Origin of the sequence: Flavobacterium arsenatis (genome assembly GCF_031456785.1) — a bacterium.
Taxonomy (GTDB): domain Bacteria; phylum Bacteroidota; class Bacteroidia; order Flavobacteriales; family Flavobacteriaceae; genus Flavobacterium; species Flavobacterium arsenatis.
Genome location: NZ_JAVDVI010000016.1, coordinates 1 through 18,760, shown reverse-complemented (window position 1 = coordinate 18,760; position 18,760 = coordinate 1). Strand labels below are relative to the sequence as shown.

General features: G+C 37.7%; 16 protein-coding genes and 1 pseudogene. 16 read left to right on the top strand and 1 reads right to left on the bottom strand.

All coding sequences use genetic code 11. From position 1 onward, the window contains the following. Positions 1–9: 9 nt before the first annotated feature. Positions 10–990, bottom strand: a complete 981-nt coding sequence (trpS, locus tag J2X31_RS15425; protein ID WP_310027878.1) for a tryptophan--tRNA ligase — start codon at positions 988–990, stop codon at positions 10–12. Between the two features lie 112 nt (positions 991–1,102). On the opposite strand from trpS, the gene J2X31_RS15420 reads away from it, so the two are divergent. From J2X31_RS15420 to J2X31_RS15345, 16 genes and pseudogenes are all read left to right on the top strand, one after another. Beyond that, positions 1,103–1,843 (top strand): lysophospholipid acyltransferase family protein, encoded by a 741-nt coding sequence (locus J2X31_RS15420; protein ID WP_310027876.1) that lies wholly within the window; start codon positions 1,103–1,105, stop codon positions 1,841–1,843. A gap of 230 nt (positions 1,844–2,073) precedes the next feature. Further along, on the top strand, positions 2,074–3,231 hold the full coding sequence (locus J2X31_RS15415; RefSeq protein ID WP_310027874.1) for a homogentisate 1,2-dioxygenase: 1,158 nt from the start codon (positions 2,074–2,076) through the stop codon (positions 3,229–3,231). Position 3,232: 1 nt separating this feature from the next. Next, positions 3,233–3,664, top strand: a complete 432-nt coding sequence (locus J2X31_RS15410; RefSeq protein ID WP_310027873.1) for a CCC motif membrane protein — start codon at positions 3,233–3,235, stop codon at positions 3,662–3,664. A gap of 18 nt (positions 3,665–3,682) precedes the next feature. Beyond that, on the top strand, positions 3,683–4,846 hold the full coding sequence (hppD, locus tag J2X31_RS15405) for a 4-hydroxyphenylpyruvate dioxygenase (RefSeq protein WP_310027872.1): 1,164 nt from the start codon (positions 3,683–3,685) through the stop codon (positions 4,844–4,846). 294 nt (positions 4,847–5,140) lie between these two features. Continuing rightward, positions 5,141–5,917 (top strand): DUF3108 domain-containing protein, encoded by a 777-nt coding sequence (locus J2X31_RS15400; RefSeq protein ID WP_310027871.1) that lies wholly within the window; start codon positions 5,141–5,143, stop codon positions 5,915–5,917. Further along, positions 5,917–6,876 (top strand): tryptophan 2,3-dioxygenase family protein, encoded by a 960-nt coding sequence (locus J2X31_RS15395; protein ID WP_310027870.1) that lies wholly within the window; start codon positions 5,917–5,919, stop codon positions 6,874–6,876. Before J2X31_RS15400 ends, J2X31_RS15395 begins: the two co-directional genes overlap by 1 nt. A gap of 18 nt (positions 6,877–6,894) precedes the next feature. Beyond that, complete coding sequence (locus tag J2X31_RS15390) at positions 6,895–8,133, top strand: peptidoglycan DD-metalloendopeptidase family protein (RefSeq protein WP_310027869.1); 1,239 nt, start codon at positions 6,895–6,897, stop codon at positions 8,131–8,133. Positions 8,134–8,381: 248 nt separating this feature from the next. Further along, positions 8,382–10,022 carry a glucose-6-phosphate isomerase gene (gene pgi / locus J2X31_RS15385; RefSeq protein ID WP_310027868.1) on the top strand — a complete coding sequence of 547 codons (1,641 nt, stop codon included), beginning with the start codon at positions 8,382–8,384 and terminating at the stop codon, positions 10,020–10,022. 125 nt (positions 10,023–10,147) lie between these two features. Continuing rightward, positions 10,148–10,570, top strand: coding sequence for a hypothetical protein (locus J2X31_RS15380; protein WP_310027867.1), 423 nt, complete (start codon positions 10,148–10,150; stop codon positions 10,568–10,570). Positions 10,571–10,749: 179 nt separating this feature from the next. Further along, complete coding sequence (locus J2X31_RS15375) at positions 10,750–11,220, top strand: septal ring lytic transglycosylase RlpA family protein (RefSeq protein WP_310027866.1); 471 nt, start codon at positions 10,750–10,752, stop codon at positions 11,218–11,220. 15 nt (positions 11,221–11,235) lie between these two features. Further along, positions 11,236–11,625 carry a septal ring lytic transglycosylase RlpA family protein gene (locus J2X31_RS15370; RefSeq protein WP_310027864.1) on the top strand — a complete coding sequence of 130 codons (390 nt, stop codon included), beginning with the start codon at positions 11,236–11,238 and terminating at the stop codon, positions 11,623–11,625. Positions 11,626–11,753: 128 nt separating this feature from the next. Further along, positions 11,754–12,245, top strand: a complete 492-nt coding sequence (locus J2X31_RS15365) for a GbsR/MarR family transcriptional regulator (protein WP_310027863.1) — start codon at positions 11,754–11,756, stop codon at positions 12,243–12,245. A gap of 19 nt (positions 12,246–12,264) precedes the next feature. Continuing rightward, entirely contained in the window at positions 12,265–13,419 is a 1,155-nt protein-coding gene (locus J2X31_RS15360; protein WP_310027862.1) for an efflux RND transporter periplasmic adaptor subunit, read from the top strand. 5 nt (positions 13,420–13,424) lie between these two features. After that, a complete protein-coding gene (locus J2X31_RS15355; RefSeq protein ID WP_310027861.1) occupies positions 13,425–16,568 on the top strand; it encodes an efflux RND transporter permease subunit in 3,144 nt (1,047 codons plus the stop codon). Positions 16,569–16,579: 11 nt separating this feature from the next. Then, positions 16,580–17,977, top strand: a complete 1,398-nt coding sequence (locus J2X31_RS15350; protein WP_310027860.1) for an efflux transporter outer membrane subunit — start codon at positions 16,580–16,582, stop codon at positions 17,975–17,977. 361 nt (positions 17,978–18,338) lie between these two features. Further along, positions 18,339–18,760: pseudogene (locus J2X31_RS15345) on the top strand (T9SS type A sorting domain-containing protein); the annotation flags it as partial.

The window sequence follows — 18,760 nt, the reverse complement described above, 5'->3', positions numbered from 1 at the left end:
TTTCATTTTTTATGATTTAAATCCCAATTTTTCACGAACCCTGCTCAAAACTCCATCGGCAATGGCTCCGGCTTTTTTGGCCCCAAGCTCAAGCGTCTGCTCAAGTTCATCAAGATTGTTCATGTAGTAAGTGTATTTTTCTCTTTCGGTTTTAAATTTTTCTGTAATCAATTCAAAAAGAGCTTGTTTGGCGTGACCCCAACCAAAATCACGGTTCACATTTTTATATTTTTCCAACATTTCTGCCTGTTGCTCCTCGTTTGCAAGAAGCTTGAAGATGGTAAAAATCTTGCAAGTTTCAGGATCTTTCGGGTCTTCAAGAGGTGTGCTGTCGGTTTCAATAGACATTACCTGTTTACGCAAAGCCTTGTCATCCAAGAAAATATTGATGATGTTATTAGCCGATTTGCTCATTTTTCCGCCATTTGTTCCCGGAACCAGCATTGTGTTTTCCGCCGTTATGGCTTCGGGCAAAACGAAAGTTTCTCCCATTTGGTTGTTGAAACGTGAAGCAACGTCACGTGTGATTTCCAAATGTTGCAATTGGTCTTTTCCAACCGGTACAAATTCGGCATCATATAATAAAATATCAGCCGCCATAAGCATCGGATAGGTAAACAATCCAGCGTTGACGTCAGACAGTCTGTCGGATTTATCCTTGAACGAATGGGCCAAAGTCAAACGCTGAAACGGAAAAAAACAGCTTAAATACCAAGACAATTCGGCCGTTTGAGCAACATCTGATTGGCGGTAAAATATCACTTTATTGATGTCAACTCCACAGGCAAGCCAAACCGCTGCAGTACTATAAGTGTTTTGTCTTAAAGTAGGTGCGTCTTTGATTTGCGTTATCGAATGCAAATCTGCAATGAAAAGAAAGGTTTCGTTCTCTGGTTTGTTTGATAATTCAATTGCCGGAAGAATTGCTCCCAAAAGGTTTCCCAAATGTGGAGTTCCCGTGCTTTGAATACCCGTTAGTATTTTTGCCATTGTAAACTTAATTTTCGCAAAGGTAAATGTTTTGGTAAAAAGTATGGATTGAATTCTTACATTTGGGAAACAAAAGTCAAAAAAAAATTGACGGTTTTTAATCAATAGATAAATGCGATTTTTTAAAATCATTTTTTGGGTGCTTTGGCGGATTTGGTTCTATATCATGATGGGATTACCTATCATTATTATGTTTCCGTTTCTAGTAATTTCTATTTTAAAGGAAAAATGGTATCCCTACTTTTTTGTAATGGCCAGAATTTGGGCCAAATGCATCCTTTTCGGAACCGGATTCTATTATAAGGTAGAAAGGGAAGAAGTTCTGCCAGTTGGGAAAAGTTATATGTTTGTGGCCAATCATACCTCAATGACCGATATTATGCTGATGCTTGCCGTGGTGCGGCATCCGTTTGTTTTTGTAGGGAAAAAAGAATTGTCGAAGATTCCGCTTTTTGGATTTTTCTATAAAAGGACTTGTATTTTGGTGGATAGAAGCAGTTCGAAAAGCAGAATGGCGGTTTTCGAGCGTGCTCAAAAAAGATTGAACCAAGGTTTGAGTGTTTGTATTTTTCCCGAAGGTGGCGTTCCAGACGACGAAACTGTTTTGTTGGATGAATTTAAGGACGGAGCTTTCCGTTTAGCAATCGAACACCAAATCCCGATTGTGCCGTTGACATTTGCCGATAATAAAGAACGTTTCTCTTATACCTTTTTGAGTGGTAGTCCCGGTATTATGCGAGTGAAAGTACATAAAGCAATCCCAACCGAAGGGAAAACCCTAAACGACAAGAAAGAAGTGAAAGATGAGGTTCGAACCGTAATCTACCATCAGCTTCTAAAATTCAGCAAATAAAAATTTTCTGTAGTGGTTTTTTAACTTTGATAAATATTTCTCAATAATCACGGTCAAAAAATTAATTTTTCCGATATTTGTCACTATGAATACACCTTGGGCAGATTTATTATCACATTTGAAGTTTCTCATTAAAAGAAACCCAGAATGAATTTGATTTTTTTATAGGATTATTAAAATTTGAAATTCATTTTCAAATCATTTTGTCTAATTTTCAAATCAAAAAAAGTATGCCAATATATCATAAACTGGGTAATTTTCCCCAAAAAAGACATACACAGTTCGAAAAGCCAAACGGTGGTTTATACTACGAACAGCTTTTTGGAACCGAAGGATTTCACGGACATTCTTCCTTGTTGTATCATGTTCACAGACCAACTCAGGTTAAAGAAATTTTAGCTTCACATAATGTCGATCCTAAAATTGCCATCGGAAAAAACATAAAATCACTTTTACTGAAAGGTTTCGAATTGAAACCTGCCGATGATTTTTTGGATAGCCGAAAAGCAATGCTTGTCAATAGGGATTGTACAATAGGTCTTGCAGCACCAAAAAAATCATTACGTGATTATTTCTATAAAAATGCCGATGCCGACGAAATGATTTTCATCCACAAAGGAACAGGAACACTTCGCACGATGATGGGAAATATTCCATTTGAATACGGCGATTATCTTATCATTCCAAGAGGAATCATCTATCAGATTGAATTTGACACAGAAGAAAATCGCTTGTTTTATGTTGAATCTTTCGCTCCATTTTATACTCCAAAACGGTACAAAAATGAATCAGGTCAGCATTTGGAGCATTCGCCTTTTTGCGAAAGGGATTTCAAGCTGCCAACCGATTTAGAAACCCACGACGAAAAAGGCGATTTCTTAATCAAAATAAAAAAAGAAGGAATGTTGCACGAAGTGGTTTATGCCACACATCCTTTTGATGTTGTAGGTTGGGACGGTTATAATTTTCCTTATACCTTTAGCATTCATAACTTCGAACCAATAACAGGTCGTGTGCATTTACCACCGCCAATCCATCAAACATTTGAAACTTCAACTTTTGTGGTTTGTTCTTTTGTTCCGAGACTATACGATTATCATCCAAAATCTATTCCAGCTCCTTACAATCACAGTAATATTGATAGTGATGAGGTTTTGTATTATGTAGATGGCGATTTTATGTCGAGAAATAATATAGAACAAGGTCATATCACTTTGCATCCAAAAGGGATTCCGCACGGTCCGGCACCTGGAGCGATGGAAAGAAGTATCGGACATACCGAAACGCAAGAATTGGCTGTTATGGTAGATACGTTCCGTCCGTTGATGGTTACTGAAGAAGCAATGGGGTTAGACGACGGAAAATATTATAAATCCTGGATAGAATAATATGAATTACAATAAGCTTCCAGCTGATCCAACAGCTATAATACTTGGAATTGTTAGTCTTGTTATAGTTGGTTTAGGCTGCTGTTGCGGATTATTTGCTATAGGCAGTCTTGTTTTGAGTCTCATTGGGCTTTTGATGGCTAACAAGAGCATCCGATTGTACAAACAAAACCCTGAGCATTATACTTCGCAAAGTAGGAGTAATTCAGGAGTTGGACAGGTAATATGTATTGTTGGAGTGGTAATAAGTTCCATTTTTGTATTGTTCAGCATAGGCTATTTTGCCCTGTTTGGCTCTCAGATCACGGAAAGTTTTATGAAAAAATTTAATTTAAACAAAGAAAACAACGAAATTCAATTTGAAGAAACCGATTCATTGGATTATGATGTTGAAACGGATTCTATCTACATTGATACGGTAGGAATTGAATAAATAAAAAACACAACTATTATGTCAAAAGAAATAAAATCAGTAGAATACGGATTAGAAAAAATATTTGAAGGAGCTCAAGATTTCTTGCCTCTTTTAGGAACAGATTATGTAGAATTTTATGTGGGTAACGCAAAACAGGCGGCTCATTTCTACAAAACAGCTTTCGGATTCCAATCCTTGGCTTATGCAGGTTTAGAAACTGGAGTAAAGGACAAAGCATCGTATGTTTTGAAACAAGATAAAATCCGTTTGGTGTTGACAACAGCTTTAAACAGCAATTCTCCAATTGGAGAACATGTGAAAAAACATGGTGATGGTGTTAAAGTTATTGCACTTTGGGTAGAAGACGCCCGTTCTGCTTTTGAAGAAACTACAAAACGTGGAGCAAAATCTTATTTTGAACCAGTTGTTGAAAAAGATGAAGATGGAGAAGTTGTTCGTGCAGGTATATATGGTGCTTATGGTGAAACTGTTTTTGTTTTTGTAGAACGTAAAAATTATAACGGAATCTTTTTGCCAGGATATGTTGAATGGAAATCTGATTATAATCCTAAACCCGTTGGACTAAAATTTATAGACCACATGGTTGGAAATACTGGATGGAACAGAATGGATGAAGCCGTAAAATGGTTTGAAGACGTGATGGGATTTGTGAATTTCCTTTCGTTTGATGACAAGCAAATTACGACCGAGTATTCAGCATTGATGTCTAAAGTAATGAGTAACGGAAATGGTAGGATAAAATTTCCAATCAATGAACCAGCTAACGGAAAAAAACGTTCTCAAATTGAAGAATATTTAGATTTCTATGAAGGTGAAGGAGTGCAGCATATTGCAGTAGCTACAGACGATATTATTACAACGGTGGCCGAGATGCGTTCCCGTGGAATAGAATTTTTGAGCACGCCTCCACAAGCCTATTATGATGCCATTCCAGAACGATTGAAAGACCACATGGATAAATTCCAGGAAGACATTAACGAACTTCAAAAACTTGGAATCATGATCGATGCGGATGAAGAAGGCTATTTGTTGCAGATTTTCACCAAACCAGTAGAAGATCGTCCGACATTGTTTTTTGAAGTTATCCAAAGAATGGGAGCCCGCGGATTTGGTGCAGGAAATTTCAAAGCACTTTTTGAATCTATCGAAAGAGAACAGGAAAAAAGAGGAACTTTATAATTTTTTACCAAATATTTAACGATAATTTAAATTTAAGCCAACTTAAAGCCTTCTTATTGTGAAATTTGTGTTAAAGTCAGTTTTAGATTAGGAATACTTTAAAATCTGAATGTATCTTTGCACTTGAAAAATAGAAGGAGTGGTTTCCTTCGATTTTTATATAGATTTTCATAATTTATAGTTTTTTGGTTGGTTAATAGCATAAAAACTCAGTCATTTTTTTGACTGGGTTTTTTTGTTTTGGTACATTTGGAACAAAAATTGTATATTGTATCTAAAAAAAAATTACCCCAAATGAAAAAGATTTTAATATTTGCAGTTTTTCTAGCCCTAGTCAGCTTTAAACCCCAAAAAGAACGAGCCTTTGATGTTGGCGAATGGTTCAAGTTCAGGATGCATTATGGAATTGTAAATGCAGGATATGCAACATTGGAAGTTAAAGAAGCAGTTAGAAACAATAAAAAAGTATACCATGCAGTTGGAAAAGGCTGGACAACCGGAATGACCAAATTCTTCTTTAAAGTTGAAGATACTTATGAAAGTTTTTTCGACAAGGAAACAGGAAATCCTTATCAATATGTCAGAAACATTGATGAAGGCGGTTATACTAAAAACCAAGAAGGTTTTTTTGATAATTCAAAACACACAGTCCTTGTAAAAGATTATAAGAATAAAAGTGAAAAAACAATTATTATCCCGGCCAATACCCAAGATATTTTGTCAACCTTTTATTATCTGAGAAATCATCCAACAATTGATGAATTAAAAGTGGGCGAGTCCATTTCGATTGATATGTTTTTCGACGATGAGACCACGAAATTTAAGTTAAAATATATTGGTAAAGAAGATTTAAAAACTAAATTTGGCACGATTCCTTGTATGATTTTCAGACCCTATGTTCAAGCAGGACGTGTTTTCAAAGAACAGGAAAGCTTAACGGTTTGGATTTCAGACGATGACAATAAAATGCCATTAAGAATCAAAGCCAGTTTGGCAGTTGGCTCCCTAAAAGCAGATTTAGATGGATTCAAGGGACTCAAATATCCTTTTACAGTAAAAGTTAAACCATAATGACACACAGAGAAGATTTATTAGAGCAATTAGACGGTAAATTCAAAGAAATCGGACAAAAAACCGACACACATCTAGAAGGATTACTTTGGTCAAAACCCATAACCTATTGGGATTATATCCAAACAGATGCTCTGCTAAATCTTCAAACCCAAAGGACAACATTGCCCGATGAAATGGTCTTCATTATGTACCATCAGGTAAACGAACTATTGTTCAAAATGATTCTTTGGGAAATAGAACAGCTTTCACACACAGAAAAGCCGGAAACGGCTTTTTTTACTGAAAAACTAATGCGAGTTAGTCGTTATTTCAATATGCTGACTACTTCTTTCGACATCATGGGAGACGGAATGGAAGTAGAGCAGTATATGAAATTTCGCAATACTTTGACACCCGCCAGCGGTTTCCAAAGTGCCCAATACCGTTTGATAGAATTTGCTTCTACCGACTTGATCAACCTAATTGATTATCGTTTCAGGTCATCCATCGATAGAAATACACCCTACGAACACGCATTGGAACATCTCTATTGGCAAGCTGCAGGAAAAGATTATCACACAGGCGAGAAATCATATTTACTAGCTGAATTCGAAAGAAAATACAAAAAAGAATTTCTTGCCTATATGGAAGAATACAACACCATAAACATCTGGCAAAAATTCAAACAATTACCTGATGAAGCCCAACAAAATCCTGATTTAATCAATGCTATGCGTCATTACGACCATACCGTTAACATCACTTGGGTGATGCAACACCTCAATACGGCCAAGAAATACATCGACGGAAGCGGAAAAGGAGATGGCGAGGCAACAGGAGGAAGTGACTGGAAAAAATACATGCATCCAAAATACCAAAGAAGAATATTTTTCCCTGAATTATGGTCGGATGAAGAACTAAAAAACTGGGGAGAAGAAGCGAGCGTTAGAGAATTCGCGAAGCAAAATATAGTATAACTGCATAAAAACTAAGATTTGAAAAGATTACTCCTGATACTACTAGTGCTAATCTCACTTATTTCCTGTAAAAAAGAAGCCGAAGACAAAAAAGTTGTTGAAGTAAAAAAGCCAGAACCCATAATCATTGAATTCGGGTTCAAGCTCAATGATTTCGATGTTGTTCAGGACACCATTGTCAGTGGTGATAATTTTGGAAATATCCTCGAAAAGCAGAACATAGGAGACAAAAAAGTACACCAAATAACAGAACGAATCAAGGATTCTTTCAATTTAAGAAACATCAGGATCGGAAAACCCTACACGATGCTTCGAACAAAAGACGCTTCCAAAAAACTTCAGGTTTTTATCTATCAGGCCGATATCGCCAACTATTATGTTGTGGATTTGAGAGATTCAGTAGCCAATGCCTATAAAAAACAAAAACCTATTTCATTAAAAAGAAGAACCATCGCTACAGAAATCAGCGGTTCCTTGTCCGAAACATTAAGCAAAGCTGGAGTCAATGCTTCAATGGCCCAAAACCTGGCCGACATCTATGCCTATTCTGTCGATTTCTTCAAAATTCAAAAAGGCGACAAATTTGCCGTTACCTTCACCGAAAAATACATCAACGACACCATTTTTGCTGGAGTTGAAAGTCTTGAAGCTTCCTTTTTTGAATACAAAGGCAAGAAGATTTATGCCTTTCCTTTCAAACAAGACACCGCTTCACGCAAAGTCGATTATTATGACGAAGAAGGAAAAGTACTCAAAAACATGTTCCTCAAAGCACCACTAAAATTCGGTTACAGGATTTCTTCTAAATTTTCTACCCGAAGATTTCACCCCGTTCAGCAACGTTTCAAAGCACACAACGGAACCGATTATGCCGCCGCTCACGGAACTCCAATCGTGACAACCGCCTCAGGAGTTGTAGAAAAAACAGGCTACACGGCAGGAAACGGAAACTTCGTAAAAGTAAAACACAACAGCACCTATTCCACACAATACCTGCACATGTCCAAAATCTTGGTACGTCACGGTCAGCGTGTTTCTCAAGGCGATGTCATCGGAAAAGTAGGAAGCACCGGACTCGCCACAGGTCCTCACGTTTGCTACCGTTTTTGGAAAAATGGCGTTCAAGTAGATGCACTTCGACAAAAACTGCCAAATTCCGAACCAATGAATGCTAAATTCAAACCCCGTTTTATGGCAGAAATGGCACCTCTAAAAAAGGAGTTGGACAGCATTGCAGCAATAAAATTCAAGAAATAATTTCCTGACGATTTTTTTCAGGAGCTAATCCAGCTTTCCGTTCCAAGCTCCTGCCCAAAAAGCTTTTTTTTCAAGTCATAAAAGGAGCTTCCGTTGGTCGCTCTTTTCTGCCAGAAAAAAATAGCTTTTCAGTCAGGAGGCTTTCCACTACAATCTGGGCTAAAACACCTTAACGTTTAATTTACAAACTAATGTTGTAAATTTGCGTTTTTAAAAATCAAGACACAAATCCCGAATACCAAATTATAATGGCATTACACAATACAAACCCAACAGCCACAACGGCTTGGGGAAAACTACAGCAACATTTCAACGAAATGCAAAATGCATCAATGAAACAAATGTTTCAGGAAGATGCAAGCCGAACCGAGAAATTTCACCTTCAGTGGAATGATTTCTTGGTAGATTATTCAAAAAACATCATCAATCAGGAAACCATCAACCTTTTATTGCAATTGGCAGAAGAAGTAAACCTTCAGGAAGCCATCTCAAAATATTTTGAAGGCGATTTGATCAATAAAACCGAAAACAGAGCCGTTTTACATACTGCTTTGAGAGCTGCATCATCGGCTGAAGTAAAGGTGGATGGCGAAAACGTAATCCCGGAAATCTTCGAAGTAAAAAATAAAATCAAAACCTTTACCAACGAAATCGTAAATGGCGACCGAAAAGGTTTCACAGGAAAAACATTCACAGACGTTGTAAACATCGGAATCGGTGGTTCGGATTTAGGCCCAGCAATGGTTGTTGAGGCTTTGCAGTTCTACAAAAATCACTTGAACGTTCATTTTGTTTCGAATGTTGATGGTGACCACGTGAACGAAATCATCAAGAAATTAAACCCAGAAACAACACTTTTCGTTATTGTTTCAAAAACTTTTACAACCCAGGAAACCTTAACCAATTCCGAAACCATCAGAAAATGGTTCTTGAAATCAGCGAAACAAGAAGACGTTGCCAAACATTTTGTGGCGGTTTCTACCAATATCAAAAACGTAACCGAATTCGGAATCAATCCAGAAAATGTGTTCCCAATGTGGGACTGGGTTGGCGGTCGTTTCTCACTTTGGAGTGCCGTTGGTTTGTCAATAAGCCTTGCCGTTGGATACGATAATTTTGATAAATTATTGAAAGGTGCCAACGAAATGGACGAACATTTCAAGACCACTTCCTTCGATAAAAACATCCCAGTTGTGTTGGCTTTATTGAGCATTTGGTACAACAATTTCTTCGGAGCCGAAAGCGAAGCCTTGATTCCTTATACCCAATATCTGCAAAAATTAGCTCCCTATTTGCAACAGGGAATCATGGAAAGCAACGGAAAAAGTGTGGACCGTGACGGAAATCAGGTGAATTATCAAACGGGAACCATCATTTGGGGAGAACCGGGAACCAACTCACAACACGCCTTTTTTCAACTGATTCATCAAGGAACAAAACTCATCCCGACGGATTTCATCGGATTTATAAAACCTTTGTACGGAGACAATAACCACCACGACAAATTGATGTCGAATTTCTTCGCTCAAACCGAAGCACTTCTAAACGGAAAAACCGAAAGCCAGGTAAATGCAGAATTCACCAAAATGAATTTCTCTACCGGTCAGGCCGAATTTTTGTTGCCGTTTAAAGTTTTCACAGGAAACAAGCCAACCAATACCTTATTGATTCAAAAGTTGACACCTGAAACTTTAGGATCTCTTGTAGCTTTATACGAACACAAGATTTTCGTTCAAGGAGTTATCTGGAACATCTTCAGTTATGACCAATGGGGAGTGGAACTCGGCAAGCAATTGGCAAATTCTATCCTATCGGAAATCAATTCAGGAAACATCAACGAACACGACAGTTCTACTACATTTTTGCTGCAGCATTTCTTGAAAAAATAATAATTTTCAAAAAAAGAAAATCAGGTTTTTAATTTGTATTCAATAAAAATAGGAAGCCTCGTAGCAATGCGAGGCTTTTATTTTGGCATAAATTTACTATATTTGATTTCCAAAAATTAAAAAACATGTACGAATTCATTCAAAAAGCACATTCCGGTTGGGCTTATCTAGTGTTGTTATTTCTTCTTATTGCAGTTATAAATTCATTAATCGGATTTTCTTCTAAAAAGGAATTCACAGGAAAAGACAGAAAATTGGCTTTGTTTGCCTTGATTTTCACACACATTCAGTTTGTCTTTGGATTGATACTTTATTTTGTATCTCCACTTGGAAAAGCAGTTCTGGGACAAATGAAGGATGCCGATTTGCGACTGACTTCCTTAGAGCATCCTCTTATTAATATTATTGCTATCATTTTGATAACCATCGGATGGTCTAAACATAAAAAAATGACAGATTCTCAATCAAAATTCAAAACATTTTCCATTTTTTATACACTTGGTTTGGTCTTGATTTTAAGCAGAATCCCATGGAAATTATGGTTCTAAAATCAATGAAAAGCTTCTAATTTGAAGCTTTTTTTATTTTAAGGTATGGTATTTGTTAAACCATTACTCACAAAAACAAGATTTAGTATGAAATCGCCACAAAGAATGAGTTTGTTGCAAACAAAACCAAATAATAAAGCGATTACATATATGACCAAAGAAAATATACTTTTACATATATGAAACAGAAAATATCGATACTACTTTTAGTAGCACTTACGGCTGTTTTCTTGAGCAGTTTTTCACATCAAATAAAAAACTTTCAGGATCCTAAAAAAGTTACCCAAGACACCATAAATAAAAATGCCGCAATTGCAGATAGTTTAGGATTGATCAGCAATTTAAAACTGAAGTTACACAAGAAAAATGCCCATGCTTCCTATTATCATGATAAGTTTAATGGAAGAAGAACAGCAAGCGGTAAAAAATTTGACAACAGCAAATATACTGCAGCACATAGAAAATTCCCATTTGGAACAAAGCTGAAAGTTACAAATGAAAGCAGTGGAAAATCAGTGATTGTTGAGGTTACAGACAGAGGACCTTTTACAAAAGGAAGAGAGATTGATTTGACAAGAAAAGCCTTTATGGAAATTGCCGCCAACAAAGCAAGCGGTGCTCAAAAAGTTACAATTGAAGTAATAGAATAACCAAAGACAATAAAAATGAAAAAAAGCACTATAAAATTATTTTCGATAACCCTTATATTGAGTTTCTTCATTTTAAGTTGTTCATCTTCTAAAAATGCTTCAGGAAAAGTCTTAAAAAGCAAAGCCGAAGCTTCTTATTATCACGATAAATTCAATGGTAGAAAAACTGCTAGTGGCGAAAAATTCAGCAACAGTAAACTGACAGCCGCTCACAGAACATTGGCTTTCGGAACAAAAGTAAAAGTAACCAATCTGGCAAACGACAAATCTGTAGTTGTAGAAGTAAACGACAGAGGACCCTTCAAAAAATCCAGAGAAATTGATTTGTCCAAAAAAGCCTTTATGGAAATTACCGACAACAAAAACCACGGAACACTCAAAGTCCGGATCGAAGTCATAAAATAAAATTTTAAAGTCTGCATTGCAGGCTTTTTTTATGCCTAATAATTCCCTTACAAAAGATTAACATAAATTTAAGTTCGTTTAGTTCGGTTGAAACCGAACCTGAATTATCTTTGCCAAAAATTTAAATAATGTCAGACATACAGAAAGAGAAAGAAGAATTGATTGAAATGTTTGGAATTCATTTTGAAACCCTGCACCACTTTCCGCCATTGGCTTCACGAATTTTAGGAACCCTTATAATTGACAGTTGCAATACAGGAATGACCTTTGAAGATTTGGTAGAAAGAATGTCGGCCAGTAAAAGCTCTGTTTCTACAAACTTGAATCTCCTATTAAAGATTGGCAAGATTACTTACTACACCTTGCCAGGCGACCGAAAAAAATATTTCAAACCATCACCCTTTAGCGAACGCCTTGATAATTATCTGAAAATGATCGATTTTGAGAAAAAGATCATCGATAAGATGGTTTCCTACCGAGAAAAAACCATTTCTTCTCCACAAGAAAAAATGAATCTTGAAAATGTAAAAGAATATAAGAATCACGTCATGGAAGTCGAAGGGCTTTTGCTAAAAACCATAGAACGTTTCAAAGAAATAGAAAATAAAAACAAATCCTAATCAAAATCAATTTATACAAATGAAGAATTTTTCAATAGTTTCGATATTTGCCTTGCTGATTGTAGCTTCTTGTGGCAAAAAAGAAGAACAGCAAATGCCACCCCAAGGGCCCGTTCCTTTCCCAGTTCAAACCATTACGAAGCAAGATGCAGTTGTTTATCAAGAATATACAGCTAATTTGGAAGGTCAGCAAAATGTTGAAATTCGAGCCAAAGTAAACGGTTTTATCCAAAAAATTTATGTTGATGAAGGTCAAGTGGTCCGAAAAGGACAATTGCTTTTCAAATTGGAAACCCAAACGTTGAACCAGGATGCTTCGGCAGCAAAAGCGGCGGTTCAAGCAGCTCAAGTTGAGGTGGATAGATTAAAACCTTTGGTGGATCGAAAAATCATTAGCAATGTGCAACTTGAAACTGCAAAAGCGAGATTGGCTCAAGCTAAAAGCAATTACGGAAGTATCGCTGCCAATATTGGATACGGAACTATCGTTTCGCCTGTAAATGGAGTTATTGGAAGTTTGCCTTTTAGAGAAGGAAGCTTGGTTAGTGCTACAAGCGAAATGCCTTTGACAACCGTTTCGGATACTAAAATTGTCCGTGCTTATTTTTCGATGAACGAAAAACAGTTGCTTTTCTTCAACAAAACTTTTAAAGGAGCTACAACTGCAGAGAAATTAAAAGCCTCTCCAGAAGTTTCATTGCTTTTGGTGGATGGTTCAGAATACGACCAAAAAGGAAGAATCGCTACCATGAATGGTTTGGTAAATCCTCAAACAGGAACTACACAATTCAGAGCTGAATTCAAAAATCCAGAAGGAATTTTAAGAAGCGGAAGCAGCGGTATCATCCGTTTGCCGATTGAGCAGAAAGATGTGATGTTAGTTCCTCAAAATGCCATTTTTGAAGTACAAGGAAAGAAAATGATTTATGTTGTAGGAGAAGGAAACAAAGTGAAATCAAAAATTGTTGAGGTAAATGGAACTTCAGAATTGAACTATATCGTGACTTCAGGTTTATCCGAAGGTGATGTTGTAGTAATTGAAGGTGCATCAAAATTAAAAGATGATACCGAGATTGTTCCTCAACCTGCAAAAGCTGAAACTCCAGCTCCAGCAGAAACTCCAGCAGTTGCAAAAGATACAGCAAAAACAAACAATACCCCAGCTAAAAAATAATCCAGATGTTAAAAACTTTTATAGAAAGACCCGTTCTTTCAACGGTAATCTCCATCTTAATTACCATTCTTGGTGTTTTAGGATTGATGTCGTTGCCGATAGAACAATATCCTGAAATCGCTCCACCAACGGTTCAGGTAAATGCTACTTATACCGGAGCGAATGCCGAAACGGTATTGAACAGTGTCGTGATTCCATTGGAGGAAGAAATCAATGGTGTGGAAGGGATGACCTATATGACTTCTTCTGCTGCAAATGATGGTTCTGCAAAAATCTCGGTTTATTTCGAATTGGGTGTCGATCCGGATATTGCTGCCGTAAACGTTCAGAATCGTGTGGCTCGTGCTACAAGTAAATTGCCTCAAGCGGTTATTCAGACAGGGGTTACGACACTAAAAAGCCAGACGAGTGCCTTGATGTTCTTCGCCTTATATTCTAAAAACAAGGATTTTGATGAAACCTATATTCAGAATTATGCCAAAATCAACCTTGTTCCGAAATTGCAACGTGTAAAAGGTGTCGGACAAGTAAATGTTTTTGGTGCCAAGGATTATTCAATGAGAATCTGGATCGATCCAGAAAAAATGGCTTCTTATAATGTTTCGCCAAAAGATATCCAAGCCGCTTTGCAAGAACAAAATGTGGAAGCTGCTCCAGGTAAATTTGGAGAAAATGCCGAAGGAGTTTATGAATATGTAATCAAATATAAAGGAAGACTTTCGGAAATTGCCGATTATGAAAATATAGTAATCAAGGCTACCGGAAACGGAAATTTCCTTCATTTGAAAGATGTTGCCACGGTTGAATTAGGCGGTTTTAATTATGGAACCAAGAATATCGCCATGGGAGAACAAGGTGTTGCAGTTGGGGTTTTCCAAACTTCTGGCTCGAATGCACAAGACATCATTACCGAAGTTATGGCAATTTTGGAAGAAACAAAACCAAGTTTTCCAGCTGGTGTAGATTATGTAATTCCATTTAATACAAAGACATTCTTGGATGCTTCGATTGATAAAGTATTGATGACATTGCTTGAAGCTTTTATATTGGTATTTATCGTAGTATATATCTTCTTGCAGGATTTCCGATCCACTTTAATTCCGGCCATTGCGGTTCCGGTTGCCATTGTGGGAACGTTTTTCTTCCTGCAATTGTTCGGATTCTCCATCAATATGTTGACGCTATTTGCAATGATTCTTGCCATTGGTATTGTAGTCGATGATGCGATTGTCGTCGTCGAGGCCGTTCACGCCAAACTCGATGAAGGAGCAAAATCTGGAAAAGAAGCCACTGTTTCCGCTATGAGCGAAATTACAGGAGCGATTATTTCCATCACATTGGTAATGGCGGCGGTATTTATTCCGGTATCCTTTTTAAGTGGACCTTCTGGCGTTTTCTACCAACAATTTGCGATTACATTGGCGATTGCAATTTTGATTTCGGCTGTAAACGCCTTGACGTTGAGTCCGGCTTTGTGTGCTTTGTTCCTAAAACCTCATGCTGAAGGTGATCATCATAAGAAAAACTTCAAGGACCGATTCTTTATCGCCTTCAATTCAAGTTTTGATCGAATGAACAACCGTTACGTAAAATCGTTAGGGTTTTTAGGCAGAAAAAAATGGATTACGGTTGTCGCTTTATTGGTTTTCTCTGGAATTACAATTTTATTGTTCCAAACCACTCCATCTGGATTTATTCCGAATGAAGATAGGGGAATCATCATGGCCGATTTGACGCTTCCTCCGGGAACAACTTTGGAGAAAACACAAAAAGCTGTGAACGAATTGGATTCAATTTTGGCCTCGATGGATATCGTTGAAGCAAGGATGAGTGTGGTTGGTTTCAGTTTATTGAACAGTGTAAACGGAGGTTCGTATGCCTTTACGGTAATCAAATTGAAAGATTGGAAAGAACGAAAAGAAGCCAATCAATCGGTTGATGCGGTTGTTGGCGAATTGTTCGGAAGAACGGCTCATTTCAAAGATGCAAGAGCTTTGTTCTTTACACCTCCGAGTGTTCAAGGTTTTGGTACTGCCGATGGTTTCGAATTTAAAATTCAAGACAAAGGCGATGATGATTGGGCAACGGTTAGTAAAGTGAGTAATGAATTTTTGGGAGAATTGATGAAACGACCTGAAATTCAATATGCTATGACGAATTTCAATCCTTCATTTCCACAATTTCAAATGGACATCAATGTGGAAAGAGCAAAAGATGCAGGAGTTTCTGTAACCGATATTTTCAATACGATGCAGGGTTATTATGGTGGATTGTATACGACGGATTTCAATAAATTCGGAAAACAATACCGTGTAATGATTCAGGCAAAACCTTCGGATAGAGCTACAGAAGAATCAATCAATAATATATATGTAAAAAATGCAGCAGGTCAACAAGTTGCCATCAGCCAATTCATCGACTTGAAAAGAATTTACGGTCCAGAGGCAGTTGCTCGTTTCAACATGTTGAAAGCTGTAAACGTCAACGGAAAAGCAAATCCAGGCTATAGTTCGGGAGATGCCATCAAAGCGATCGAAGAAGTTGCCGCACAACATTTACCAAAAACCTATTCTTATGAATTCTCGGGAATGACACGTGAGGAAATCTTGGCAGGAAGCCAAGCGGCAGGAGTATTCTTGTTGAGTTTGATCTTTGTTTATTTCTTGTTGAGTGCCCAATATGAAAGTTATTTGGTGCCATTGGCGGTTTTACTTTCATTGCCTGTCGGAATTGCTGGAGCAATCGGATTTGTAAAATTGGCCGGACTTGAAAACAATATTTATTTCCAGGTTGCCCTGATAATGTTGATAGGACTACTGGCCAAGAACGCCATCCTTATCGTCGAATTTGCCATCCAGCGAAGACGACACGGAATGGAGTTGCTTCCTGCAGCGATTGAAGGAGCAAAAGCACGTCTTCGTCCAATTTTGATGACTTCGTTGGCCTTCATCTTCGGATTGTTGCCTTTGGCTTTGGCTTCTGGAGTTGGAGCTGTCGGAAACCGTTCTATCGGGATGGGAGCTGTTGGAGGAATGTTGATAGGAACTATTTTCGGAGTTTTTGTAATTCCGATTCTGTTTGTAATCTTTCAAGGATTGCAAGAGAGAATTTCTGGTAAACCAACAGAAGCAAATCCTGAAACATTATAATTTTAAGAAAAATGAACAATAAGATATATAAAATAGTTACGGTTGTTTTGGTTGCTGGTGTGATGCATTCGTGCTTCGTTGCCAAAGATTATAAACGGCCAGAGGTGAAAACGGATAATCTTTACAGAACCGAACAAACCTTGACCGATAGCACTTCTTTAGGAAATCTATCTTGGGATAAGTTGTTTACCGATCCGATTTTGCAAGGACATATCAAGAAAGGGTTGCAAAATAATTTAGACATCCGAATTGCGATGCAAACCATCAATGCGGCAAATGCCAATATGAAACAAGGAAGTGCAGGTTATTTTCCGACGTTGAACTTGGGAGCCGATTGGACCCATCAGATTTTGTCCCGAAACAGCCAGTTTGGAAGATTGTTGCAGGATAGAACGGTGGATCAATATCAGCTCACCGGTAACCTTTCTTGGGAAGCTGATATCTGGGGAAAAATCAGAAGCAATAAAAGAGCCGCAAATGCGAGTTATTTGCAAACCATTGCAGCTCAACAGGCAGTTCAAACGCAATTGGTGTCCAATATTGCATCGACTTATTTTCAATTGATGGCTTTGGATGCCCAACTGAAAGTGGTTGATTCTACTTTGGTGAACAGAAATCAAAGCATTGAAACCATCAAAGCCTTGAAAGATGCCGGAAATGTGAATGAAGTAGGTGTAAAACAAACCGAAGCACAATTGTATGCCACTCAAATCATCAAGGAAGACTTGAAAAACAATATCGTAATCCTTGAAAATACAATGAGCATCCTTTTAGGCGAAGCACCGAGAAAAATTGAAAGAGGCACTTTCGAAAATCAAAAGGTAACGGCTGATATCAATCTTGGAATTCCAGCAATGGCCTTGAGCAAAAGACCAGACGTACTTGCTGCGGAATACAATTTGATCAGTAATTTTGAAATGACGAATGTTGCGAAAAGCAGTTTCTATCCTTCCTTGAAAGTAACGGCAACTGGCGGATTGCAAAGTATCGATTTGAAAGAATGGTTCAGTGCGAATTCTTTATTTGCCAATATCGTAACGGGATTGACACAGCCCGTTTTCAATCAAAGGCAAATCAGGACACGTTATGAGGTTGCAAAAGCCAATCAGGAAAAAGCTTATCTTCAATTTGAGCAATCTTTATTGACGGCTGGAAAAGAAGTTTCGGATGCCTTGCAACAATACACAAACGAAACTACAAAACTATCCATCAGAACCCAGCAGGTTGATGCGTTGAAAAAAGCAGCCGACTATTCAGATGAATTGTTGACCTACGGTTTGGTGAATTATCTTGAAGTTTTAACGGCAAAAGACCAAGCCTTGAATACCGAATTGAATTTAATTGACAATCAATACAAACAATATAATGCCGTTATCATGCTTTATAAAGCATTAGGTGGCGGTTGGTAAGATTTTAATTTTGGTTTTATTTGTTTCTGAACCCATTCAATATATAATGTATTGAGTGGGTTTTTTTATTCTTCTTATTCTTTTTTTAGGTTTAAAAAGCATTGTTCAAATTATAAACAGACTTTTTTAGAAGGAATGCTCATTTCTGTAAATATGAGCTACTTTATAAAAAGCTTCAAAAAGGCTGTTTTTATTAAATCTACAATAAATTAACAGAAAACAGTAGTTTATTGGTATAAAATCAGTAGAAATACGGATGCTATTTTTGCGAAATTCTTACTAATGTTTTCTAAAAATTTTGGTTATTTTTAAACAATTGTAAGAATGCTAATAATTATAACGAATTGCAAAGATGCACGATATGAGAAAATTACTTCCCCTTTTGCTCCTCCCCCTTGGACTTTCGGCCCAGGACATCCTCTGGGAGAAATCCTATGGCGGCCGCCATGCGGAATACCTGTTCGACATCCAGCCCACGGCCGACTACGGCTTCATTCTCGGGGGAAGCTCGCTCTCTATGAAGTCGGGCAACAAGACCGATCCGGGAAGTGGCGACCTGGACTACTGGATATGGAAGATGGACGAGCACGGAGGTGCCGAATGGCAGAAGAGCTTTGGCGGAGGAGCAAGCGACCTGCTTCAGAGCATCAGGACCACGCACGACGGAGGCTTCTTGCTTGCAGGCACTTCCAACAGCCCAAAGGGCTTCCAGAAGACGGTTGAGGGCCACGGGGGGAACGACTACTGGGTGGTCAAGCTCGATGCAAAGGGCGACCAGATGTG